17 protein-coding genes, 1 tRNA gene and 1 pseudogene are annotated in these 23,900 nt (G+C 69.7%); 13 read left to right on the top strand and 6 right to left on the bottom strand.

Annotated features, from left to right (window positions below; genetic code table 11):
- Positions 1-94: 94 nt before the first annotated feature.
- The 3 genes from ACH4S7_RS05000 to ACH4S7_RS04990 all read left to right on the top strand — a co-directional run bounded on the left by ACH4S7_RS05000 (position 95) and on the right by ACH4S7_RS04990 (position 4,151).
- Positions 95-1,489, top strand: coding sequence for a helix-turn-helix domain-containing protein (locus ACH4S7_RS05000; RefSeq protein ID WP_398519642.1), 1,395 nt, complete (start codon positions 95-97; stop codon positions 1,487-1,489).
- Positions 1,490-1,522: 33 nt separating this feature from the next.
- Positions 1,523-2,428 carry a phosphotransferase family protein gene (locus ACH4S7_RS04995; RefSeq protein ID WP_398519641.1) on the top strand — a complete coding sequence of 302 codons (906 nt, stop codon included), beginning with the start codon at positions 1,523-1,525 and terminating at the stop codon, positions 2,426-2,428.
- A gap of 433 nt (positions 2,429-2,861) precedes the next feature.
- Positions 2,862-4,151: a helix-turn-helix domain-containing protein gene (locus ACH4S7_RS04990; RefSeq protein WP_398519640.1), complete on the top strand. Its 1,290-nt coding sequence runs from the start codon at positions 2,862-2,864 to the stop codon at positions 4,149-4,151.
- Here the strand turns inward: ACH4S7_RS04990 and ACH4S7_RS04985 are convergent.
- Together ACH4S7_RS04985 and ACH4S7_RS04980 are read right to left on the bottom strand one after the other, a co-directional pair.
- Positions 4,137-4,769: an HAD family hydrolase gene (locus ACH4S7_RS04985; RefSeq protein WP_398519639.1), complete on the bottom strand. Its 633-nt coding sequence runs from the start codon at positions 4,767-4,769 to the stop codon at positions 4,137-4,139. The two genes, ACH4S7_RS04990 and ACH4S7_RS04985, sit on opposite strands and share 15 nt — an antisense overlap.
- Before the next feature lie 497 nt (positions 4,770-5,266).
- Complete coding sequence (locus ACH4S7_RS04980) at positions 5,267-6,466, bottom strand: hypothetical protein (RefSeq protein WP_398519638.1); 1,200 nt, start codon at positions 6,464-6,466, stop codon at positions 5,267-5,269.
- Between the two features lie 917 nt (positions 6,467-7,383).
- On the opposite strand from ACH4S7_RS04980, the gene ACH4S7_RS04975 reads away from it, so the two are divergent.
- On the top strand, positions 7,384-7,581 hold the full coding sequence (locus ACH4S7_RS04975) for a helix-turn-helix transcriptional regulator (protein ID WP_398519637.1): 198 nt from the start codon (positions 7,384-7,386) through the stop codon (positions 7,579-7,581).
- Positions 7,578-8,972, top strand: coding sequence for a tyrosine-type recombinase/integrase (locus tag ACH4S7_RS04970; RefSeq protein ID WP_398519636.1), 1,395 nt, complete (start codon positions 7,578-7,580; stop codon positions 8,970-8,972). Before ACH4S7_RS04975 ends, ACH4S7_RS04970 begins: the two co-directional genes overlap by 4 nt.
- 249 nt (positions 8,973-9,221) lie before the next feature.
- Here ACH4S7_RS04970 and ACH4S7_RS04965 read toward each other — a convergent pair.
- Positions 9,222-9,297, bottom strand: a tRNA-Arg gene (locus tag ACH4S7_RS04965).
- A gap of 308 nt (positions 9,298-9,605) precedes the next feature.
- Between ACH4S7_RS04965 and ACH4S7_RS04960 the strand changes: the two genes are divergently transcribed.
- From ACH4S7_RS04960 to ACH4S7_RS04930, 7 genes and pseudogenes are all read left to right on the top strand, one after another.
- Positions 9,606-11,189: a dynamin family protein gene (locus ACH4S7_RS04960; protein WP_398519635.1), complete on the top strand. Its 1,584-nt coding sequence runs from the start codon at positions 9,606-9,608 to the stop codon at positions 11,187-11,189.
- A gap of 440 nt (positions 11,190-11,629) precedes the next feature.
- Positions 11,630-13,381: a GTPase gene (locus ACH4S7_RS04955; protein WP_398520033.1), complete on the top strand. Its 1,752-nt coding sequence runs from the start codon at positions 11,630-11,632 to the stop codon at positions 13,379-13,381.
- Positions 13,382-13,627: 246 nt separating this feature from the next.
- Positions 13,628-14,032 (top strand): annotated as a pseudogene (locus tag ACH4S7_RS04950) (single-stranded DNA-binding protein); the annotation flags it as partial.
- 782 nt (positions 14,033-14,814) lie between these two features.
- Positions 14,815-16,266: a Cys-Gln thioester bond-forming surface protein gene (locus ACH4S7_RS04945; RefSeq protein ID WP_398519634.1), complete on the top strand. Its 1,452-nt coding sequence runs from the start codon at positions 14,815-14,817 to the stop codon at positions 16,264-16,266.
- Between the two features lie 256 nt (positions 16,267-16,522).
- Positions 16,523-18,187, top strand: coding sequence for an energy-dependent translational throttle protein EttA (gene ettA, locus ACH4S7_RS04940; RefSeq protein ID WP_398519633.1), 1,665 nt, complete (start codon positions 16,523-16,525; stop codon positions 18,185-18,187).
- A 15-nt stretch (positions 18,188-18,202) separates the two neighbouring features.
- Positions 18,203-18,652: an acyl-CoA thioesterase gene (locus ACH4S7_RS04935; protein ID WP_398519632.1), complete on the top strand. Its 450-nt coding sequence runs from the start codon at positions 18,203-18,205 to the stop codon at positions 18,650-18,652.
- Positions 18,649-19,335, top strand: coding sequence for a hypothetical protein (locus ACH4S7_RS04930; protein ID WP_398519631.1), 687 nt, complete (start codon positions 18,649-18,651; stop codon positions 19,333-19,335). Before ACH4S7_RS04935 ends, ACH4S7_RS04930 begins: the two co-directional genes overlap by 4 nt.
- Positions 19,336-19,368: 33 nt before the next feature.
- Here ACH4S7_RS04930 and ACH4S7_RS04925 read toward each other — a convergent pair whose 3' ends face one another.
- On the bottom strand, positions 19,369-19,773 hold the full coding sequence (locus tag ACH4S7_RS04925) for a globin (RefSeq protein WP_398519630.1): 405 nt from the start codon (positions 19,771-19,773) through the stop codon (positions 19,369-19,371).
- 266 nt (positions 19,774-20,039) lie between these two features.
- On the opposite strand from ACH4S7_RS04925, the gene ACH4S7_RS04920 reads away from it, so the two are divergent.
- Entirely contained in the window at positions 20,040-21,035 is a 996-nt protein-coding gene (locus ACH4S7_RS04920) for a methyltransferase domain-containing protein (protein ID WP_398519629.1), read from the top strand.
- Between the two features lie 62 nt (positions 21,036-21,097).
- Here the strand turns inward: ACH4S7_RS04920 and ACH4S7_RS04915 are convergent, their stop codons facing one another.
- Positions 21,098-22,405: an FHA domain-containing protein gene (locus ACH4S7_RS04915; protein ID WP_398519628.1), complete on the bottom strand. Its 1,308-nt coding sequence runs from the start codon at positions 22,403-22,405 to the stop codon at positions 21,098-21,100.
- Positions 22,406-22,471: 66 nt separating this feature from the next.
- On the bottom strand, positions 22,472-23,830 hold the full coding sequence (locus tag ACH4S7_RS04910; protein ID WP_398519627.1) for a VWA domain-containing protein: 1,359 nt from the start codon (positions 23,828-23,830) through the stop codon (positions 22,472-22,474).
- Positions 23,831-23,900: the final 70 nt, after the last annotated feature.

Below are 23,900 nucleotides of genomic sequence, written 5' to 3'. Positions count from 1 at the left end.
GGCCAGGGATTCCGTGAGAAGTCACGGAAACCAAAGGGCTGTTCTCACCCGCATCACTACACTCGGTGCACAACTTGTACGCGGAGGTGACGACATGGCTGAGCAGCACCCGGCCTCCTGCGCCGCACGAATGCGCGACCGTGCCGAGACCGAGGGCTGGCCCGCCGAACAGGCAGCCGCCACCATCGCGCAGTGCTGCTCGGTGAGCCCCTTGCGGGCACACCGGCTCGCTCGGGGATGGACCCTCAAGCAGGCCGTGGATGCCTACCGGACCATGACCCAGAACGTGGCCTGGGCCGCACGCGTTGACCAGGAACAGCTGCGGATCTGGGAGACCCGTCCCACCCGGCGCCCCAGGGCGCAGACCATCGATCTTCTGTGCCGCTTGTACGGAACCAGTGCCGAAGGACTCGGGCTCAGCGGTGACTACTCTCCCGCCCCCACTTCCACGGCGTCCATGCCGGCGATTCCGGATCTCCACCGAAACGCCGGCCCGGCGGCCTTCGCCCCCCAGCTGGCGGCTGACGCGCTTGACCAAGTCCTCGACCGGACCCGCCACGGCGTGGACCGCACTCTCGCTCGCGCCACCGTCAGCCCCACCCAACTGGATCTTCTGGAGGAGCGGCTGCTGGATCTGCGGCGGCAGTACCTTGTCACCGCACCGGTCCCCATGCTCGGCCTCATGCTGCCCGACCTCGACGAGATCCAGCTTCTGGCCGCCGAACGGCAACCCGCCACTGTGCAGATGAGACTGTCGGAGATGACGGCCGTGCTGGCCACCCTCGTCGCCGACGCCCTGATGAAGGTCGGTCGCCTGCGCCAGTCTCGGGCCTGGTACGCCACCGCCCGCGCTGCCGCCGACGACAGCACCAACACTGACCTTCGCGCCCGAGTCCGCGCCCAGGCCGCGATGCTGCCCTACTACTACGGACCTCTGGGCACAGCGGTCGCCCTCTCCCGCGAGGCCCGGATACTCGCCCGGCACCACTTCACCCCCACCGGAGCGTTCGCCGCCGCCGCCGAAGCCCGCGCCCTCGCCCGCCACGGAGACACCACCCGCGCTCACGAGGCCATCCGCCGCTCCCGGGATGCCTTCGACCGCGCCAGCCCCGGCGACCCCGATGATGCCTTCGCCTTTCCCGAACGCCGCCTCCTGCTCTACCTCAGCGGTGCACTCACCTACCTCGGCAACACCCACGAAGCCGAGCGCATCCAGACCCGCGCGCTCACTCTCTACGGCAGCCACGGAGGCATCGACCCCGCCTTGCTCCACCTGGAACAGGCGATCTGCCTCGCCCGCGAGCGTCGCCTGTCCGAGGCGTGTCAGCTCGCCACGAGCGCCTATCTCGAACTGCCTGCCGATCAACGCACCGAACTCCTCGGGGCCCGTGCCCACGACGTGCTCACGAGCATTCCGGAACGAATGCGATCTGCACCGGCCGCCCGCGAACTCGGCGAAGCCCTGGCACTCCCCACCAGCGGGAAGTGACAGACCCACCCGGTCTGCATCAGCCTTGGGGCTATGACGGACCCCCACCTGCCCGGCGGATACACCAGCGACGAACTGACCACCCTGCTCGCGCAGGCGTGCGAGGAACTCGGTCTCGATGACAGCCGGCCGCGTCTGCTGCGCGGTCACACCAACGCCGTTGTCCTCCTCGGCGCCGTCGTCCTCAAGATCGCCCGCAAGGGGACCGCACCGCAGACCGTCGAGCGAACGGCCGCTCTCGTCCGCTGGCTCCAGGACCGTGGCTTTCCCACCGTGCCCTTCCACCCCACTGCCCGGCAGCCCCTCCGCCTCGCCGGGGGAGCCCTGGCCACCGTCTGGACCTATCTGCCCCAGCCCACCAACTCCATCACCGCGGCGGATCTCGCCGCCCCCCTCGCTGCCCTCCACCGCATGCCCGCTCCGCCAGTACCAGTACGGCAGCTCGACAACCTCACCGCCATCCGTCGCTCCCTCTCCGCCACCCGGTCCCTCGATGCTGAGGACAGGGACTTCCTCAGCCACCGAGCCGACCAGCTCGAACGCGCGCTCAATCAAGTGGAATACGCCCTCGCGCCCGGTATCGTCCAGGGAGACCCGCAGCACCGCAACGCCCTGCACGACTCGGCCGGCGATCGGACGGTTCTGTGCGACTGGGACACCATCGCCCACGGTCAGCCTGAATGGGACCTGGTCACCGTGGAGATCCATTGCAGGCGGTTCGGATACGGCCCCCGCCACTGGGCGGACTTCGCCGACGCCTACGGGACCGACGTGACCACCTGGCCCGGATACCGCGTCCTGCGCGACATTCGCGAACTGCGCATGATCACCACCAACGCCCGCAAATCCGCACATACATCCGGATCCCTCTCCGAGGTGCAGCGTCGCATCAAGGGCCTGCGCGAAGAAGAAGACGCTCTGCTGTGGAGCATCCTGTGAACCAGCAGCTCCAGGACCGTTAGGACCCCCCATCTCTGCGGTTCCCAGGAATGGGGAGTAAGTGGACAGGCAGACGCCGGGCTTCAAAGCCCGTTGCTCGGAGGGTGGGCGAGGTTGGTTGCGCGGCCTGCAGGAAGGGCGCCCCATGCTGCTATCCCAACGGGGGGCGGTGCAGCTCATCGTCTACGCTCCCGATCCTTGTTGGAGGACTCGTGTGAACGCCGGCGGTGCTGCGCCCTTGCGTGGCTCGGCACTGTCGATTACGGGCTTCAACGGAAGTACCCGACGGCTGAGGGGGAGCCGCTGCCACGAGGCCCCAGGAAGCTTGTGGGTCGCCGCGTTCTGTGTCGAGACGAGCACACACCGAAAGCGGTCGGGTGGACAATGACGTGGACCGATCCAGGACCGATCCCAACGCAGAAGGGCGTCTTCGATGTCTGACCAGCTCCGGAACGATATGCGGCAGGAGCGCCGGGCATCGGCCATGGGGTGGAAGCAGTTCGCCCGTGAGGCGGGGTTCGGCGAGGCATATCTGCGCAATGTCGAGAATGGCAACCGCGCGGTGACCGTCGGCGTCGCAAGCGCCTACGACCGGGTGCTGAAGACCGGCGGCATCTTCGCGGGGGTACTGGAGGACATGCCCGCGATGGCGAAGGGCGTGCCATGGGATCAACCGGGGAGCCTGACGGTTCTCACTGGCCTGTTGAAAGGGAGCAGCGTGGACCGTAGGGGCGTTCTCTCGGCAGGGGCGGCGCTGGCTGCCTCAGCGGGCAGTTGGTCCAAGGCCCTGGGGTCGAAATCGCCGGCCGAGACGCCTATCGCCCTTGCCGACGGAGCTGCCCTGCTCACCCATGTGGAAGACCGGCTCGAACATCTCAGGCACTTCGACGACGAACTTGGCAGCGGCGAGTTGTACCAGCTGGCCCGCAACGAGTTGGCCTTGATCGTGATGCTGATCAAGTCGCGTCGTTACGACAGCTCTGCACTGGCTCATCTGCATTCGATGGCGTCCGAGGCGGCTCGTCAGATCGCGTGGGCGGCCTTCGACCAGGGGTCCCCCGGCATTGCCCAGCGCTTCTTCGATGGGTCACTTCGAGCTTCTGCCGAGGCCGACGACCCCATTGCCGGTGCCTATACGCTGTCGTTTGCCGCGATCCAGTGCTACTCCACCCCCGGTCAGGCGAACCGGGCAGTATCACTTCTGGAGACGGCACAGGAACAGGTGAGGTGGAGGGCGACTCCACGCATGCACGCCATGCTGGCCGCCCGCATTGCCCGTGCGCTGTCAAAGTCCGGTGCGAAGAAGGAGTCTGCTCACCAACTCGCCATCGCCCGATCTGCACTGGACAAGGGCAGGCACGACGATGACCCGAAATCCTTGTATTGGGTGGACTACGGTGAAATCGAAATGATCGCCGGCTCGTCCGCTTTGCAACTCGGAGACCCGGCCGAGGCGGTACGCCGCTTCGAGGCCGCCATGCATGCCTCGTACCCTGGCGACGAGGCGTACCCGCGAAGCCACGCGATCTACCTGGCCCGAGCGGCGGAAGCCCATCTCGCAATGCACGACCTGGACGCCGCAGTCGCCAAGGCGCACCACGCGGCACGATGCCTTGGTTCGGTGGACTCCGCGCGTTCGGCGACAGAACTAGAGGGACTGCGCGTGAAGCTGGCGGCACATACTTCCTACGGCCCGGTACGCGAGTTTCTACAGGCCGGATAGGCCGAGCAGTCCGCAGAGACGGCTAGCCGCCACATTCTCGTCCAGAGCGAGGAGGGGGGTGATGCCGAGACTGTGGGCGACGGCGAGGTTCTCCTCGCTGTCGTCGAGGAACACGCACTTGGTGGCTGGCACCCCGAGCTTGTCGAGCACTAGGTGGAAGATGGCGGGCTCGGGCTTGCGCATCCCGTGCTCCGAGGAGAGCACGACCTCGTCGAAGGTGCCGTGCAAGTCGAATCCCGCATACGGGTCGTATGGTTCCCGCCCGAGGCTGTTGGAGAGCACGGCGGTCCTGATCCCGGCAGACCGCGCCTGCCGGGCTACCTTGAGCATCTGGTGAGCCGGGAAAGCGTCGTAGAGATAGCGAGCCATCAGGTTGTCAGGTGCGACGCCCATGAGGGCGGCGAACCCGCTGTTCCAGTCGGTCTGGCTGATACGACCAAGTTCGAGCTGCCGAAACAGCTCCTGACCTCGGGGGTCGGACCACGCGCGAAGAAAGGTGCCCCGCGCGAGCCCCTCCCGGTCCTCGAAGTACGAGATGACCTCGACCATGTTGAAGGTCAGCACCCCGAAGAAGTCGAAGATCAAGCCGTCGTACTTGGGCTTTGGGGACGTCGCCATCCACAAAGCCTACGGTCTTGACCCCGTTTGCATCAGGGACCCTCGGACGTCATCTTCTCCAGAAGAGCTGGTGCAGCTCAGCCCAGCAGTGAGCGGCGGTGCGTCCGGAGCCGGCACCTGCTCGCCGTGTGGCTCTTCCGCCCACCTCGATACCTCCGCAGGGAGGTGGGCGCGATGTCCCAGCAGGGCATGAGACTCCACTGGCTCGTACGCTGTCTCGCCCTCACTGCTGGGTACATGCCGGGGCCAGTCCGAAGCCCTGTTCGGCATCGCCCGCTCCCACACGCTCGCGAAGGCCGGCAGGGCGCTGGCTGGCGTCCAACGGGCCCATGTCTCAGTGGCGGCCGGGGGCGACGCTCAGATGCCGTTCTGGGCCCGTTGGCCTCCCACTCGGGCTTCCAGTTGATCAGACACTCCGGCCCTGCATGGATCATGGCCGTCACCGCCGGGAGGCTGAAACAGGAGCCTTCCCGGCGTCCGTTGCCAGTCCCTCCCGGCTACGGCCGGGAGGGAGCCGGGGTCTGCGGGCTTCGTGCCGTGGGCAGAGTGATGCCCTCAGCGTGGGCCGCCTGTCCCGGGCGCAACGTCCAAGGCACGGAGCCTGTTTCCGTCAGCCACTCATTCGCCAGCAGGCGCCCCACGACGAAGCTCTTCAGTGAGTGCTTCAGTTCCCAGCCCAGGCCCGTGCACAGCTGGGCGTACGAGGGGCCGTGTCCGTGCTCGCTCCGAAAGGCCACGGTGAACTCAGCCGCCAGTGGGCCGCGGTCCGGTTGGGTGTCCTTCCACTTGCCGTAGGCAGTCTTGAGGTTCCTGGAGAAGAACTGAGGGCGGCCGGGTGTCGTGAACGCCTGTGCGACCGGCTCAGGAGGCAGAGCGCACACGGCGCAGAACTCGACGGCCTCAGCGTGCCGTCGCAGGGCAGGGGTGGCCTCGCTTTTCCATAGAGTCCATGCATCTGCGTCGAACTGGAATCCCGGAGTTGAAGTGACCACGACCGCTTTGTCTTCACTTTTGGAGGGCTCCACCGCCTTTTCCTCTTCGGTGCGATGGCGCATGCCCGACAAGTGACGTACTGCAGGGTCGAGGCGGCAGCGGTCCCCGGACAGCTCGGCGAGGAAGCCATTTCGCAGGAGGTCGGGCAAGGTGGCCCGGCAGGCTTCGGGAAGGTCGGGCGGGATCTGTCCGAGGAGCTTGGACGTGCTGTGTGCGGCGAGGAAGAGGCCGGCCAGCCGCGCGGCGGGTGGGAGCTTCCTGACCGGCTTGGCGGACAGGGCCCGCGTGGTCCATCCGGACACCCGCGAACGCGTGTTCTTCCCGAAAGGCAGAGGGTGGTTCGTCTCCTGGGCCAGGCCAGGGACGGTGACGGAGACCGGTGCCGCAGGGTCGCCGTCGAAGACCACATCCTCCACCTGCCAGCCCAGGCCGCGAAGAGCGTCAACGGCTTTGCGTGCGTCACCCAGCCGCAAGGCAGACAGATCCGCCCCGGTGATGTTTCCGACACCGCCACGTGCTGCCCGGATGGCCACCACCACGGCGACGAGCTGAGCGTCGGGGCCGGGAAGGGGCAGCGAGGCCACGTAGCTCAACAGTGTGCGCGCCGCTTCACCCTGCTGGGACGTCAAGAGGAAGGGCAACTGCTGGGCCTTTCCGGCCGGGGCTGCGCTGACAATGCTGGGGCTGGATGAAGTGTTCGACACGGCACGTCCAACGCCTGCCGTGGGCCGGGGTCACCGCCTTTGCTCCGTCTGGAGCAGGGTGCTGCCGAGGAGGCTTGCCCCTACTCGCCAAACAAATTCTGGCCTGCATACCTGCTCTTTCACTTGGCAGTGCTTGATAAACGAGCATGGTCGGCGCCTTCAGTAACTACGTTGGCGCACGCCCACTCTGGGGCCACCATGCTTCGCTGTGAGGAGGATCCGGTCGATGCCAGGCAGCCATTTTTCGGCCGTCTTTGACGCCCCCTGTTCCTGATTCGCTCACGGCAGACGGCAATCTTCCTGCAAGGACTTGAATCCGTCAGTAAGCCATGTCAACGTACAACACCCCCGAGACCAGACGAGCAGGTGGTGGCCCGTGAAATCAATGCGACCGAGTTGAGTTTCGCGGGTGTTGCCGTCCAGTCCGGCTGCCGCCATTCCCACTTCGGAGCTGACGATAGTGGGGTCGGCCGGGGCTCCCAATATCTGGATGCTCCGTGACGCGGAATCGGGCAGGTCGGTGGAGTGCGCAGGGCGATGTATAGCCGACGATCCCCGGTTCGCCAAACCGGGGATCGTCCGGACCATTGATGTCGTTCGCAGGGGCTGCTTGGCGGTGGACCTGCTGCGAACGGAGTGGACAGCTGCTGCCCGGAATGTGAAGGAAGGGCACGTGCTGCTGCCCATTCGCGAACGGCCAGCTCACCGAGTCAGGGCATCCGGTAGCCAGATCCGCTGTGGATCTCCTGGTGCCGCTCTGGGGGTTGGCCGCCCACTCGGTCCGTTGCCCAGAAAGAGGCCCTACCTGTGTGCCGATCCGTGGTACCTGCTGCCCATTCCCATTATTCCCCCACACATTGGTTTGTGGACCTGTCAAAGTCGCGTGCTGCGACCGCCCGCTCCCTTGCGATGTCCCCATGACGGTTGCGACCCGCCCCGGACAGAAGCTGACCGTGGAAGAAGTCTGCGACGAGCTGCAGATTTCCCGGTCCACCTTCTACGACTGGAGACAGAAGCGCCGCGGCCCGCGCTGTATTCGTCTGCCCAACGGGTCAATTCGCGTGCGGCGCAGTGATCTCGAAAATTGGCTGACTGATTGCGAGGACCTTACGTGAACGGCACTGTCAACGTCCGGGTATTCACTACGAAGGTGAACCGGCTGGCGAAGGGATTCAGCTACACCGTTCGCTGGAAGGTCGATGGCCAGGTGTTCAGCAAGACCTACAAGACATCCGCTCAGGCGAACACCCGCAGATCCCAACTGGTCGCTGCGGAGAAGAAGGGCGAACTCTTCAGCACCATCACGGGGCTCCCGGCCACGCTGGAGACCCGCGCTTCGGGGCTGCGCTGGTACGACTTTGCCGTTTCCTACGTTGACGGGAAGTGGCCCAAGATCGCTGGCAACACCCGCAAGAATCTCTCGAAGGCGATGACCACCGCCACGCTCGCCCTCTTGAGGAGCCCGCTGCCAGGGCACTTCGACCCCGTCGAGGTTCGGACCGCGCTGCGTGAGTGGGCCTTCAACGCGAAACGGCGCGCCGATCAGGACATCCCCGGCGAGGTCCGGGAGATCCTGGACTGGGTCCAGCGCAACACCCTGCCTGTAGCGAACCTGGACGACGAGGACACGGCGGAGGAGTTCGTCACGGCGCTCGGCACTCTCCTGAACGGGAAGCCCGCCGCCGCCAGTTCCATCTCCCGCAACCGCCGCATCATGAACCCGGCCATGGAGCACGCGGTCAAACGGCGGCTCATACGTGGCAACCCGCTCCCCAAGGGCAGGGGTGAGAGCAGGCCGTCCTCCAAGGCGGCCCAGGCGATCGACAAGCGGTCCCTGCTCAACGTCGCCCAGTGCAGCGCGCTGCTGACCTGGGTCGGGAAGAGGTCGCGCATGGGCCGCTGCTATCGGGCCTTCTTCGCCACTCTCTACTACGCCGGACTCCGCCCGGAGGAAGCCGTCGGCATGCTCGTCAGCGATGCCACTCTCCCGGAAGAGGGCTGGGGCGAGCTGCTCGTCCACACCGCGCAGCCGGAGGTCGGCAGCCGCTGGACGGACACAGGCGAGGTCCACGAGGAACGAGGGCTCAAGGGGCGCGCCGAGGGAGACACCCGGCCGGTACCGGCCCATCCGACCCTCGTGGCGGTCCTGCGCGACCTGATCGAGGACTACGACCTCAAGCCCGGCGACATTCTCTTCCAGGGGGAGGGCGGAGGCATGCTCGCCGGCTCGGTCTACCGCCGGGTCTGGGGAAAGGCCCGAAAGGAAGTCCTCCCAGAACACGAGTGCGCCTCCCCGGTCGGAAAACGCGTCTATGACCTGCGCCACACCTGCCTGACGGGCTGGCTCAACAGCGGTATTCCGCCGGCGCAGGTCGCCGCCTGGGCCGGGAACAGCGTCCCCGTCCTCCACGCGATCTACGCCCGGTGTGTCACCGGGCAGCTGAAGGACTACCAGAAGCGTATCGAGGCTGCCCAGGGACTGGAGCTGGATCTCACCGAGGGGTGAGCCCTGCTGGGATCCGATGCCCGCACCGTGCCGCAATCGTGAGCACGTGCGGGCATCTGCGCGTTCCGGGGCTGCCGCTCAGGGCCTCAAACCATTCCACGCATATTCCACAGATACTCGTAGAGACCCGGCTTCAGCGGGGGTCAGCCGGACTCCGAGGTCATTCGGGAGAGGTAGGCGCTGGTTGGCCCGGAAGGCTCGCCGCCCCTTCTGACCTGCAAAAACACGACACTGCGACGGGACGGTCGGTGGTGCCCCCGGCAGGACTCGAACCTGCGGCCAAGCGCTTAGAAGGCGCCTGCTCTATCCACTGAGCTACGGGGGCCGGATGGTGGCCGCGGCTGCCGGAGCCCGCGGGTCCGTACATGACCGGGGACAAGGATAGGGCTCCGATTGCCTTGACCCGGTTGCTTCACCTGCGTGGCACGATGTGGAGGTTCGGTGAAGCGAACCGATAATCGCAGGCGAGTGCGATTCCTGCAGCGCTTTTTGCGTCTCGCGTCCCGGGTGTTGTGCAGTCGTTATGCCTGCGCCCCACTCATCCCGTCTGTCCCGTCTGTCCGACCGGCGCGCAGACAACACCATACGCTTCAAAAAACCGCCAAAATTAGGCATTCTTCGCATGTGGTGACCTTGGATGCACGGACTCAGCTCATCGACGCACTTACCGCCCTGCGCGACCGTGTCGCCGCCGTGCGTCTGCCTCTCCCGCTTCCTGGCGCCCCACGCGCCCGGCAGACACGGGTTGAGCTGCTCGCACAGCTCGACGACTACCTCGTCCCCCGGCTCAGAGATCCCGCCGCGCCCCTCCTCGCCGTCGTCGGCGGATCCACCGGGGCCGGAAAGTCCACTCTCGTCAACTCCCTCATCGGGCGGCGCGTCACCGAGGCGGGGGTGCTGCGCCCGACCACTCGTACACCCGTTCTTGTCTGCCACCCGGACGATCACCACTGGTTCGCGAGGATGCGCATCCTGCCCCACCTCACCCGCGTCTGGCTGCCGCAACAGGAGGAGGCCGAGGAACCTCCCGGCGGCGGAGCGAACCTACGGGTCGAGAAGGCATCCTCCCTGCCGCGTGGACTCGCCCTCCTCGACGCCCCCGACATCGACTCCCTCGTCGTCGAGAACCGGCTGCTCGCCGCCGAGTTGATCTGCGCCGCCGACGTCTGGGTGATGGTGACCACCGCCTCCCGCTACGCCGACGCCGTGCCCTGGCATCTGCTCCGTACCGCCAAGGAGTACGACGCCACGATCGTCACCGTCCTCGACCGGGTGCCCCACCCGGTGATCGCCGATGTCTCCCGGCAGTACGCCGCCCTCCTTACGAAGGCCGGACTCGGCGAGGTGCCCCGGTTCACCATCCCGGAACTGCCCGAGTCGACGGGGGGTGGCAGCGGGCTGCTCCCCACCACCGCCGTCGCGCCCCTGTTCGCCTGGCTGGCGCACCGGGCGCACGACCCCGCCGCCCGGCAGCAGGCCATCGGGCGCACCGCCAGCGGTGTGATCGCCTCGCTCAACACCCGGATGCCGGAGCTGGCCGCGGCCGTCGCCGGGCAGTACGCCGCCACCGTGCGGCTGATGGGTGTGGTGGAGGAGGCGTACGACAGAGAACGCGAACGGGTGAACCGGCAACTGAAAGCCGGTGCGGTGCTCGCGGGGGACGCGCGCACCCGGTGGCGCGGCTTCCCGCGCGACAGTAGTGCCGGTGAACTCCTCGACTCCCTCGTCGGCAGTCTGGGTGCGCTGGTGCAGTGTGCCGTCGCGGCGGCCGACGAGCATGTGCAGGACACCTGGCGCCGTGAGCCCGGCGCCGACGCCGTGGTCTACCGGGGGCGGCTGGACCTGGAGGCGGCCGAACGGATCGGGATGACCGTACGGCGCTGGCGGCGCGAGCTGGAGGAACTGGCCGAGGACGAGGTGAGACGGCTGGAACTGACCGTCGCGCCGGATTCCGAGGCGGTGGCCGCCCTCGTCGCGACGGCCCTCCTCGGCGGGCGCCGGGCCCGTGGCGCCGGTGAGCAGCTCGCCGAGCGGATCGGGGCGCAGGCGGCGCTCCGGCTGCGCGACAACGGCGGCGAGCTGATGTCCCGGTACATCGACTCCGTCCTGCACAGCGAACGCGACCGTCGGCTGGCGCCGCTCGACGCGCTCGACGTCTCCCCCGAACCGCAGGCCGAGCTGATCGCCGCCCTGTCCCTACTCCAGAAGGTGAGGTGACGGCGGTGACCGCCATCACGGGCGACCAGAGCCAGACCGACGAGGGGACCGAAGGCCGGGCGGAGGAGCGGGCGGGTGCGGCGCGGGCCGGCGGTGCGGCGGGAGAGCTGCCCTCGAATGGTCCAGAAAGACTGAAAAGGCAAGAAAAGCTAGAAAAGCCGGAACAACGGGAGGGGCCTGAGGGGCCGGAAGAGCCTGAGGGGCGGGAGGGGCCGGAGGGGCCGGAAGGGAATGACGGGCGACCGGGGGAGCCGTTCGGGCGGCCGGCCTCCAGGCGCAAAGGCGCGGGAAGCACCGACGGGGAGGACAGGGGCGGCGGAGATGGCGACGGCCGGGGTGCGGGGGATGGCGATGGCCGGAGTACGGGGGACGGGGCGGGCGGACCCCGGGACCCGGCCGGTGGTGATGCCGACGCCGGCGACCGCTGGGACGACGGGCTCATCGCCCGGCGCGCCGGCCCCCGCTCCACCGGCGAAGAGGTCATGGCGGAGGGCGAGGAGCACGTTCCGATCGGTGGCACCTACGGAGGCCCACTCCGCGTCCGCCTCGACGCACTCCGCGAGTTGGTCGGCCTCTCCCGCACCAGGCTGGAGGGCAGTGCCCTCGCCGAGGCCGGGCGGGTACTGGACGAGGCCGCCGCCCGGCAGCGGCTCTCCTCCCGACACACGGTCGTCGCCATCGCGGGCGCGACCGGAAGCGGTAAATCCACCCTCTTCAACGCCCTCGCGCAGGTCCCGCTCTCCGAGACCGGACTGCGCCGCCCGACCACATCAGCGCCGATCGCCTGCGGCTGGTCCGAGGGCGCGGCCGGGCTGCTCGACCGGCTCGCCATCCCCCCGAGGCTCCGGCGCAGACCGCTCGCGGGCGGCGCCGAGGAACTGGCCGGGCTGGTGCTGGTCGATCTGCCCGACCACGACTCGGCGATGGTCAGGCACCGCGAGCAGGTGGACCGGGTGCTCGCGCTGGTGGACGCGGTGATCTGGGTGGTCGACCCGGAGAAGTACGCGGACGCGGCCCTGCACGAACGCTATCTGCGGCCCCTCGCGGGCCATGCGGAGGTCACCTTCGTCGTGCTCAACCAGGTCGACCGGCTGCCCGGCGACGCCGCCGACCAGGTACTGGACGATCTGCGCCGCCTCCTCGACGACGACGGCATGGCGCTCGGGGAACACGGCGAACCGGGCGCCACCGTGCTCGCCCTCTCCGCGCTCACCGGCAACGGCGTCGATGAGCTGCGCGATCTGTTGGGCACGTTCGTCCAGGAGCGCACCGCCGCCGCCCGCCGGCTCTCCGCCGACGTGGACGCCGCCGCGGGCAGGCTCCGCACGGCGTACGTGGCCCAGGGCCGGACCGGTCTCGATGAACGGTCGCGTGACGACTTCGCGGCCCGGCTCGCCGAGGCGGTCGGCGCCAAGGCGGCGGGTGAGGCCGCCGAGCGCGAGTGGCGCCGACACGCCGGGAGGGCGTGCGGGACGCCCTGGCTGCGGCTGTGGCGCTGGTACGAGCGCGCCAGGACGCCCGGGAGCCGGCTGCCCGTGGTGACCGCGCCGGTGGAGGAGGAACTCACGGCGCGCCAACGCGTCGAACAGGCGGTGCGTACGGTCGCGGACGAGGCGACCGCCGGGCTGCCCACGCCCTTCGCGCAGGCAGTGCGGGAGTCGGCCGTCCGCGGCGCGGAGGGTCTGCCGGAGGCGCTGGACGAACTGGCCGTACGGGAGGCCGCAACGACCGGCAAGAGGCCCCTGCGGCCGGCCTGGTGGCCCGCCGCAGTCCTGGCGCAGGCGTCGATGACGCTGCTACAGATCTACGGCGGGCTGTGGCTGGTGGGCCAGATCGTCGGGCTTCTGACGCCCGGGCTGATCGTGCCGGCACTGCTGATGGCGGCTGGGATCGTGGGCGGACCGCTGGTGGAGTGGGCGTGTACGGCCGCGGTACGGGGGCCCGCGCGGCGTTACGGGCAGGACGCCGAGCGGAGGCTGCGCGAGGCGGCGGCGGGGTGTGGACGGGCGCGGGTGCTCGACCCGATCGCGGGGGAGCTGATGCGGTACCGGGAGGTACGGGAGCAGTACGCCACGGTCGCGGGGCGGAGCGGCCCCGACACGGGTTCGCCTATGGGCTCGAACCCGGGCATGGGCTCCAACCCCGGCATGGGCATGGCGGTTGGGGGCGGCGCCGGGGACGGGCGGGGGTAGGAAACGGGCGGGGTAGGAGACGGGCGGGGGTGACGGAGCGGCGGGTGACGGGGCTGGGGGTGACGGAGTTATCCCCAACAGCCCGGTGGTCCACAGGCCCGGACGGGATCTCGCGGCGCGGTCCAGCATGGTCATGGGTCGGCCGGATGCCGGCCCGTTGGATCAGGCGGGCCGGTCGTGATGCCGGCCCGCGGGACCGGGCGGGTCGGCGGGGGCCGGTCCGCGGCCGACGGGGAGGTGGTCGCCATGAGCGACACGATGGTCACGGTGCTGGGCAATGTCGCCACGAGCGTGGAGTACCGGGAGACGGCGTCGGGCGGGATGGCGCGATTCCGTCTCGCGGTGACGCCCGGGCGCTGGGGCCGGGAGCGCGGGGTCTGGGTCGATGGGCGGACCGGCTTCTACACGGTCTTCGCCTGGCGTGCTCTCGCCCTGAATCTGGCCGGGTCCGTCACCCTCGGCGAGCCACTCATCGTCCATGGGCGGTTGCGGGTGCGGGAGGAGGAGCGAGATGGAACGGAGCGGGATGTGCGGGACGGGCCGCGCCGGACCTTCGTGGACATCGAGGCGGTCGCGGTGGGGCACGATCTGACGCGTGGCACGGCGGCGTTCCGGCGTGCGGCCAGGCCCGTGTCGAATGTGACGGCGCGTCGGCCGGATCCCGCGTACGCGCAACGGATTCCCGCCCAGGGGAATGCCACTCCGGGGTATCCGGGCCCGGGGCACGCCCCGATTCCGGTTCCGAATCCCGCTTCGGTGAATGTGGCTCCGGGTGATCCGGTCGGTTCGGAGAGTTCCGAAGGGGCGGGAAGTCCGGAGCTTCGGGGCGGCCGGACGGTCCCGCACGACCCGGCCGATTCCGCAGCCGGTTCTGTCGGCTCGGGCGGGGCTTGGGCCGGCTCTTCGGTTGGCTCGGGCGGCTTGGCCGGCCCGGCTTCCGGGGATGCGGATCCTTGGGCCGGAGCCCCGGAGAATGCGGGTGCGCGTGCGGGTGGGGGGAATGCGGTTCAGGGGAATACCGCATCGGGTCTTACGGGTGAGGGCGGGACGGAGGCCGAGGTCGCGGCACCCTTCTGACCGGTCCCGGCGTCCTTCCAGCCACGGTGTCCCCACCTTCCCGGCCAGGGCGTCCCGGCCCATCCTCCGCCGGTCGCGGCGGAGTTGTGGAGATTTGTCGATTCGATAATGGCGAAAGGGCGTTGACCGCGGTCGGCGCCATAACGATTCCGATTCGGAATGGTTGTCTGACGGTATGACGGGGGAATCCGGCGGCGCCACCTCCCTAGGCTTTCCCTGTACTCACGGGGCACTTGAGTCTGCTGGCGAGGCACTCCCCCCATGCGTCACACACGCGATCCGCGGCACCGCATGCGATCCGCGGCGCTGATGGCCACGCGTGAAAGCGAATCACGCCTCGCTCGGAGGGGAATTCTGTGTTTGCCAAGTTCTCTGCGTCGGCTGTGCGTGGGCGGGTCACCGCCCGTCGTCTGACGGCCGCCGCCCTGATGTCGGGTCTCGTCGCCACGGGTCCCCTCCTGGGCGCGGGCGCGGCGGTCGCCGACGACAGTGCTCGGCACCAGAGTGGGGCCGTCGCCACGCTCGACGGGCTGAAGACCTTCGACCGGGCGGTGCTCCGCGCGAACGGCACGAGCCATCGGATACCGGCCGGCCTCTTCGAGATGACCGTTGACGGCGGCGGCCGGCTGAAGACGTACTGCGTCGACATTCACAACCCGACCCAGGACCGGGCGAAGTATCTGGAGACCGCCTGGAACCAGACCTCGCTCGGCGCCAACCGGAACGCCGGCCGGATCCGCTGGATCCTCCAGCACTCCTACCCTCAGGTCGACGACCTCGCGGCGCTGGCCAAGTCGGCGGGCACCGGGCCGCTCACGCAGAAGACCGCCGCGGCCGGTACCCAGGTCGCCATCTGGCGCTACTCGGACAACGCACAGGTCGACGCGGTCGACCCCGCCGCCGAGAAGCTCGCCGACTGGCTGGAGAAGAGGGCGGGCGTCGTCGCGGAGCCGACGGCGTCACTCCGGCTCGACCCGAGCGCCGTCTCCGGCAGGCCGGGCGCGCGGCTGGGTCCGGTGACCGTACGGACGGACGCGGACGCGGTCTCGCTGGCCCCGCCGACGGACGCCGGCGTCAGCGGGGTCCGGGTCACCGACGCGGCGGGCAGACCCGTCACCACCGCTGTCAACGGCGGCAAGCTGTACTTCGACGTCCCGGCCGGCACTCCGGACGGTTCGGCGACGCTCTCGGCGCAGGCGACGACGTCCATCCCGGTGGGCCGGGCGTTCTCCGCCGCGGCGACCACCAGCCAGACCCAGATACTCGCCGGCTCCAGTCAGTCCACGGTCTCCGCGAGCGCGACGGCCACCTGGGCCGCGAAGGGGGCGATACCCGCGGTCTCGGCGAAGAAGAACTGCGCCAAGGGCGGTGTCGACGTCACCGCGAGCAACAAGGGCGACGCACCTTTCACCTTCGAGCTGGCCGGGACCGAGCACACGATCCGTGCCGGGGAGTCGCGGACCGTCACCGTCCCGGTCGACGAGGACCGGGCGTACGACTTCACCATCAGCGGGCCCGGAGGCTTCACCGAGAGCTTCCAGGGGGTGCTGGACTGCCGGACCACCGGCGCCGCCGTGCCGGGGCCGGAGATCGAGGCGCAGAGCCACACCACCCGGCCCGCTCCGGCCGCGGCGGGGGGCTCATCCGCGGGCACGACCAGCGCCGGGGCCTCCGTCGACCTGGCCGCGACCGGAGGTTCCAGTGCCACGCCGGTCATCGCGGGCTTCGCGGTCGCCCTCGTCGTGATCGGCGGCACCGCGGTCTTCTTCCTCCGTGAGAAGAAGCCGGCGACGGAGAAGGCGGAGTAGGCGGAGAAGGCGATGCGGAAGGCCCCCGGGCAAGGGTGCGCGGGGGCGGGGGCGGGGGCGGGGGTGGCCCGGGAGCGGGCCGCGAGGAGACGGGGAGGCCCCGGAGCTCCGAGGACGGGAGGGTTCTCGGAGGCCGTTCCTCCCGAGGTCGGAGGGCTCCGCAGGGGCGACTCCCCGTTACCGGTTTCCCCCGGGGGACGGGCGTACGGCAAGATGGGTTGTCTCTGCCCACCCACTTCCTGCCGGACGGTTTCTCTTGGCTGAGTACATCTACACGATGCGCAAGACGCGCAAGGCGCACGGCGACAAGGTCATCCTCGATGACGTGACGCTGAGCTTCCTGCCCGGCGCGAAGATCGGTGTGGTCGGCCCGAACGGCGCCGGTAAGTCCACCGTGCTGAAGATCATGGCCGGTCTGGAGCAGCCCTCCAACGGTGACGCGTTCCTGTCGCCCGGCTACACCGTCGGCATCCTGCTCCAGGAGCCGCCGCTGGACGAGTCCAAGACCGTGCTGGAGAACGTCCAGGGCGGGGTGGCGGAGGTCAAGAGCCAGCTCGACCGGTTCAACGAGATCGCCGAGCTGATGGCGACCGACTACTCCGACGAGCTGCTCGACGAGATGGGCAAGCTTCAGGAGAAGCTGGACCACGCCAACGCCTGGGACCTCGACGCCCAGCTTGAGCAGGCCATGGACGCGCTGGGCTGCCCCCCCGGGGACTGGCCCGTCACCAACCTCTCCGGTGGTGAGAAGCGCCGCGTCGCCCTGTGCAAGCTGCTGCTCGAAGCCCCCGACCTGCTCCTCCTCGACGAGCCCACCAACCACCTGGACGCCGAGTCGGTCCAGTGGCTGGAGTCCCACCTCGCCAAGTACGCGGGCACCGTCGTCGCCATCACCCACGACCGGTACTTCCTCGACAACGTCGCGGGCTGGATCCTGGAGCTCGACCGTGGCCGCGCCATCGGCTACGAGGGCAACTACTCCACCTACCTGGAGACCAAGCAGACGCGTCTCAAGGTCGAGGGCCAGAAGGACGCCAAGCGCGCCAAGCGGCTCCGCGAGGAGCTGGAGTGGGTCCGCTCCAACGCCAAGGGACGGCAGGCCAAGTCCAAGGCCCGGCTCGCGCGTTACGAGGAGATGGCCGCCGAGGCCGACAAGATGCGGAAGCTGGACTTCGAGGAGATCCAGATCCCGCCGGGTCCCCGTCTGGGCAGCATCGTCGTGGACGTCGAGAACCTCTCGAAGGGCTTCGGCGACAAACTCCTCATCGACGACCTCAGCTTCACCCTGCCGCGCAACGGCATCGTCGGCGTCATCGGCCCGAACGGCGCGGGCAAGACCACGCTGTTCAAGATGATCCAGGCCATGGAGGAGCCGGACTCCGGCAGCATCAAGGTCGGCGAGACCGTCAAGATCTCCTACGTCGACCAGAGCCGCGGCAACATCGACCCCAAGAAGTCGCTGTGGGCCGTGGTCTCCGACGAGCTGGACTACATCAAGGTCGGCCAGGTCGAGATGCCCTCCCGCGCTTATGTCTCCGCCTTCGGATTCAAGGGCCCGGACCAGCAGAAGCCCGCTGGCATCCTCTCCGGTGGTGAGCGCAACCGGCTGAACCTCGCGCTCACGCTCAAGCAGGGCGGAAACCTCCTCCTCCTCGACGAGCCCACCAACGACCTCGACGTCGAGACGCTCTCCTCGCTGGAGAACGCGCTGCTGGAGTTCCCGGGCGCCGCGGTGGTCGTCTCCCACGACCGGTGGTTCCTCGACCGGGTGGCGACGCACATCCTCGCCTACGAGGGCGACTCCAAGTGGTTCTGGTTCGAGGGCAACTTCGAGTCGTACGAGAAGAACAAGATCGAGCGCCTCGGCCCGGACGCGGCCCGTCCGCACCGTGCCACGTACAAGAAGCTGACCCGAGGCTGAGGGGCTGAGTCACGCATGGCCCGGCACCTCTACCACTGTCCCCTCCGCTGGTCGGACATGGACGCCTTCGGGCACGTCAACAACGTCGTCTTCCTGAGGTATCTCGAAGAGGCGCGGATCGACTTCATGTTCCGGCTCCAGCCGGGGGACGGCTCTCCGTCGTTCTCCGGGGGGTCCGTCGTGGCGCGGCACGAGATCGACTACGTGAGGCCGCTGGTGCACCGGCACGAGCCGGTCGTCGTCGAGTCGTGGGTCACGCGGATCACCGCCGCTTCGCTCACCATCGCGTACGAGATCAAGGACACCGAGGGCGCCTCGCAGCTGTATGTGCGGGCCTCGACCGTCGTCGTCCCGTACGACCTGGAAGCCGGTCGTCCGCGCCGGATCTCGGCGGAGGAGAAGTCCCACCTCCAGCAGTATCTGGAGACCGCCGAGACGATGGAAGAGGGCGCTCTCGTCGCATGAGTGTCCCCGTGCAGAGCCTGCACTTCGCCGACGCGAGGGAGGCGGAGGATCTCTCCGCCTTCCTCGCCCGGCTGCTCCACTACGACCGCGCCGCCGCCGTCCGCCTCCAGGCGGGCGGTCCGGAGGGGCCCGGGGCGAGCCTCGCCGTCTTCGGACGCCCGCCCTCCTTCGAGGTGCTCGCGATCCGTACGGCGCGCCTCGGCGCACCCGCCGAACTGGATGTCACCGTCTCGGCCGGTGAGCTGCTCGACCGGGTCACGACAGCCGCCTTCGCCGTCCCGGAGCCCGTCACCGGGCCGCCCTGGGCCGGTGTGCTGCCGCCGCGGGGCGGTTGGCGGGAGCTGCCGGGGCTGCCCGCGGCGACGGCCCTGCGCGCCGCGGTCGCCACCGCCGTCACCGAGTTCCGTACCCGTGACGAACTACTGCCCGCCGCACACCGCGTCCGCTCGGAACGGGACCGGATCGGACGGGAGATCTGGTCCCGCACCGTCGCCGACACCCCGATGCCGCTGCGGGCCGCGCACGCCGCGCACTCCCTCGGCTTCCTGCGCCCCGGAGTCCCGCTGGCACTGCTGTCCAGCGGGTCCTGGCTCCGGCTGCGCACCCCGTTCGGGTCGATCGCCCTCCGGACGGCGGGCCTCGGCGGACTGACCGTCGTACCCACCCGGACCCGGGCTCACTGACCCGGGTCCGTCCGCCGACCGCGCCGTCCGCTCTCAGCCCTCGGTGTTGATCATCGAGGCGGCGGCATAGGTGAGGTAGTTCCACAGCTGACGCTCCAGCTCCGGGGCCAGCTCCAGCTCGTCCACGGCCACCCGCATGTGTTTCAGCCAGGCGTCATGGGCGGCCCGGTCGACGGCGAACGGAGCGTGCCGCATCCGCAGCCGGGGGTGGCCGCGGTTCTCGCTGTAGGTGCGGGGGCCGCCCCAGTACTGCATCAGGAAGAGCGCGAACCGTTCCTCGGCGGGGCCGAGGTCCTCCTCCGGGTACATCGGCCGCAGCAGCGGGTCGTCGGCGACCCCCTCGTAGAAGCGGTGGACCAGGCGACGGAACGTCTCCTCGCCGCCGACCAGCTCGTAGAAGGTCTGCTCCTGAAGCGTGCCGCGCGGAATTTCGGTCACGTGGATAAGCCTCGCAATATGTTTCGGCCGGCCTCAAGGAGTGTCTCTGCCGGTGGCCCCCGGATGCCCGGCACCCTCCATGGTCTCAGATGGACCGGACGACGACCCGGGACCTAGGACCTTCCCGGACGGGACCCCCGGGGTAGGGCGGGAGGGCCTTCCGGGGTCCCCGAGTCAGCGGTCCCGCCCCGGGGGCCGCCGACTCGTCAGGGGGGTTCCGGCCTCGGCTGCTCGCGCCCGCGGCCGGGGCGAAGGAGAGTGGAGGCATGGGGACGCACCTGGAACGGTTCGCCGAGCCCGCCGCCGAGGCGCGACAGGCGCTGGTACGGATGATCGTGGCCGACGGCGGGCTGACCGACCCGGCCTGGTGCCGCGCCTTCGAAGAGGTGCCCCGGCACCTCTTCGTCCCGTACTACTTCGTCCACCGGCCGGGGGGCTACGAGCGGCTGTGGTGCGAGGACCTCGACCCCGTACGGCGCGAGCGATGGCTGCGCGGCGCCTACTACGACGGTCCGCTCGCCACCCGCGTCCGTGACGGCGAGTTGATCTCCTCCAGCAGCCAGCCGTCCCTGATGGCCCGGATGCTCCAGGCGCTGGACGTACGGGACGGGGACGCCGTACTGGAGATCGGCGCCGGCACCGGCTACAACGCGGCACTCCTCTGCCACCGGCTCGGCGACGGGCGGGTGACCACCATCGACGTGGACACGGAGATCACCGAGTCGGCCCGTGCGCATCTGACCGACGCGGGCTACCGTCCCCGGGTGGTCACCGGTGACGGTGCGCGCGGCTGCCCCGAGCGGGCACCCTTCGACCGGATCATCGCCACCTGCACACTGCCGTCCGTCCCCCGCGCCTGGCTGCCGCAGTGCCGTCCCGGCGCACGGATCCTCGCGCCGCTCTCCACCGGGCTGATCGCGCTCCGGGTGCGGGACGACGACCGGGGGCGTGTCGCCGAGGGGCATTTCCTGCGGACCTCGGCGTACTTCGTGGCGCTGCGGGGCGGCTCGGCGGTGCCGGAGCGGCGGATCGGTGGAGTGCCCCGGAGGATGCTGGAGAACGATCTCTTCCGCTTCCTGCTGACGCTGACGGCGGGCAGCCTCGACCCCCATGAAGCCCTCTCGCTCTGGGAGCGGGAGCGCCGCCCGACCCGGGACCGGTTCGGCGTCACCGTCAGCGGGCGCGGACAGTGGGCCTGGCTGGACGATCCCGGAGGACCGTACGTCTGGCCCCTGGGTGAGCCGGGCGACGGCGAGCGCTGAACGGACGAGGGAGGGGGCGGCCACCCGGCCGCCCCCTCCCTCAGGCCGTACTCGACGAGCTGCTAGCCCTGGCGGACGGTGATCGTCGTCCAGGCGCCGACATGGACCCGGTCGCCGTCGCCCAGTTGTACGGGGACGAACGGCTGGATCGGTTCCTCGGCGCCGTTGATCGTCGTGCCGTTGGTGGAGTTCTGGTCCACGACGGACCAGGAGCCGTCCGGCTGCTGCACCAGTACGGCGTGCTGGTGGGAGACGCCCGGGTCCTCCGGGGGCACCGACAGGTCGATGTCGGGGGACTCGCCGGTGGACTGGCGGCGGCGGCCGATGGTGATCTGGTTCCCGGTGAGCGGCAGATGCTGCTCGGGGGAGTAGGCGGGCAGATTGAGGCCGGTGGCGTCCGGGCCGCTGCGCTGCATCATCGCCAGGAAGTAGTCACGGTCGGGTGCGACCACGGCCGTCCAGGCACCCCCTGGCTGGTACGACGAGGGCGGCGACTGGTGCTGGCCCGGCGCGGAGCCCGCACCCGGTTGCTGACCTTGCTGCCCCTGCTGGCTCGGCTGTGCCTGCTGGCCGTGCTGCCCCTGCTGACCGTGTGGGCTGTTCTGGCCGGGCTGGCCGGGCTGGCCGGGCTGGCCGTACTGCGGCGGCGCGGGCGGCGCCGACTGCTGCTGGAACTGCGCACCGGGTCCCTGCGGGACCTGTGACTGCGCGGGCGGGGAGAGCATCCAGTCGTCCGCGCCGCCGGTGTGCTGCGGCTGGGCCGGCGCGGGCGGCGCCGACTGCTGCTGGAACGGCGACGGCGGCGCGCCACCGTGCTGACCGGGACCCTGCGGGGCCTGCTGACCGGGTCCCTGCGGGAACGACGACGGTCCGGCCGCTCCGCCGGGGCCCGACGGGAACTGCGGCGGACGCGGCCCCGGGCCCTCGTTCAGCGGTTCGGCGGGCCGGTTGAGCTGCGAGGGCCGCGAGCGCTGGTACTCGTAGGGGTCGTGCTGCATCCCCGTGCCCTGCTGCTGGTGCTGCGGAGGAGCAGACTGCTGGCTGGTGAAGCCCGAGGGGAGGTTCAGCCCCGGTGACGGCGGCTGAGGGGCGGGCGCGACCGGTGTGTACGAGGTGGCCGTGTGGGTCAGGAAGTTGTACCGGCACTCCTCGCAGAACGGGGCCATCGCCTCACGCGGCGTACGGCACTGCGGGCACAATTCGGCCACCGCGGTCGCGTTGGGGTCGCCCCCGGGTCCCGGGTACCCGTACGCGGGTGGTGGCGGAGGCGGTACGGCTCCCGTGGGAGCGCCGGGGCCGGCCATGCGGCGGCCGCAGACCTCGCACCAGTCGTCGGAACCCGACTGGTGTCCGTTCGGGCAGGTCGGCATGTCGGCGCTTCCCCCTCTCCTCGTCCGGCCCGCGGGCCGTCACACGTCGATCTCGCTGCTGAACTGCTACTTCTTCACACGAACGGTCTTGGTGGAACGCGTTTCGAGGGTCATCTCGTCGGCGTCCGCGACCTTCGCTTTCAGTCGCACAGTACCGGTCGCCGCGTCGACCACGTCCACCACCTTCGAAAGGAGTTTCGCAGTGTCCTCGTTTCCGGATGCCTCCGCGAGCTGCACCGCCCGCCCTAGCTTCGCCGTCGCGCCGTCGAAATCACCCGACTTGCGGGCATCCAGCCCCTCCTGGATGACATCGGCCAGCTCGGCCTGGCCGGTGTAGTGGGCGACTTGGGGATTGATCGAGGTGGAGGCCGCCATATCGTCCGTCCACACCGCCCGGATCAGCCCCTGGGAGAGCACCTCGGGGGCACCGCCGTCGGCGGCCGGGATGATCAACGACACACGGGCCGCCAGCATCTCCTGGCCGATACCGGCCTCCGGCACCCTTACCGACACGTGATAGTCGCGGGACTCATCACCCCAGGAACCGGTCGGATAGTCGCCCGCGCGGGGCCCCGCCTCGGTGCGCCGGTGGGTCAGCTCCTCGACCGTGGGGGCCACCTGCTTGACGAACCGGATCTCGGCACCGAGGGGCGTCCACAGCCGCAGCGCCACGTCCGCGACCTCCTTGCCCATCGCGTTCTCCATCATGCTGGTGAAGTCGGCGGCGAGTTGGGACGGGTCGGCGACGATATCGGCGGTGCCGAGCAGCGCCGAGGCGATCCCGGTGACCTCCTTGACCTCCCAGTCGGTGCCGACACCACGGGCGTCACAGGTGAACCGGCCGGCGACGGCGGTCAGCGCGGCCCGCAGATCCTCCGGTGACTCGTGCTCATTGCGCCCGTCGGTCAGCAGGATGCCGTGGCGGATCGGGCTGTCGGACGACGCCAGCAGCCGGTCGGCCAGCCGCAACCAGGTGCCGATGGCGGTGCCGCCGCCCGCGGTGAGCCGCCGCAGGGAGTCCTTCGCCTGCTCCCGGGTTCGCCGGTCGGCGACGGCAAGCCGGCCACCGCCGGGGTAGACCTCGCGCGCCACATGCGTACCGTCGACCACCGCGAACTCCACACCGTCCCGCAGGGTGTCGATCGCGGCGGCCGTCGCCTCCCGGGCGTTGCGCATCTTGGTCGGCGGATAGTCCATCGAACCGGAACAGTCGACCATGATCACAACCGCGGCGCCCGCGGACCCGCCGGGTATGGCCGCGGGAGACGCGGAAGCACCCGTGAGGGGCGCTCCGCCGCTGGTGCCGCCTCCGGTGGAGGAGACGGTCACGATGGCGCTCACCTCCCGGCCGCCCTCCGGGAGGAACTCGTTCTGGTACACCTCCACCGAGAACTGCGGCACCTGGGACTTGGAGAAATTGGCCATCTGCTGGACTCCTTGAGCGCTCCGCCCGGAAGGACGCCGGGGCGGGCCGTAAGAGAGAAGGACAAGTCGT

The organism is Streptomyces sp. NPDC020965 (genome assembly GCF_044333555.1).
GTDB lineage: Bacteria > Actinomycetota > Actinomycetes > Streptomycetales > Streptomycetaceae > Streptomyces.
The sequence above is the reverse complement of the archived record's forward strand: the minus strand, read 5'-3'. Positions and strand labels throughout refer to the sequence as shown.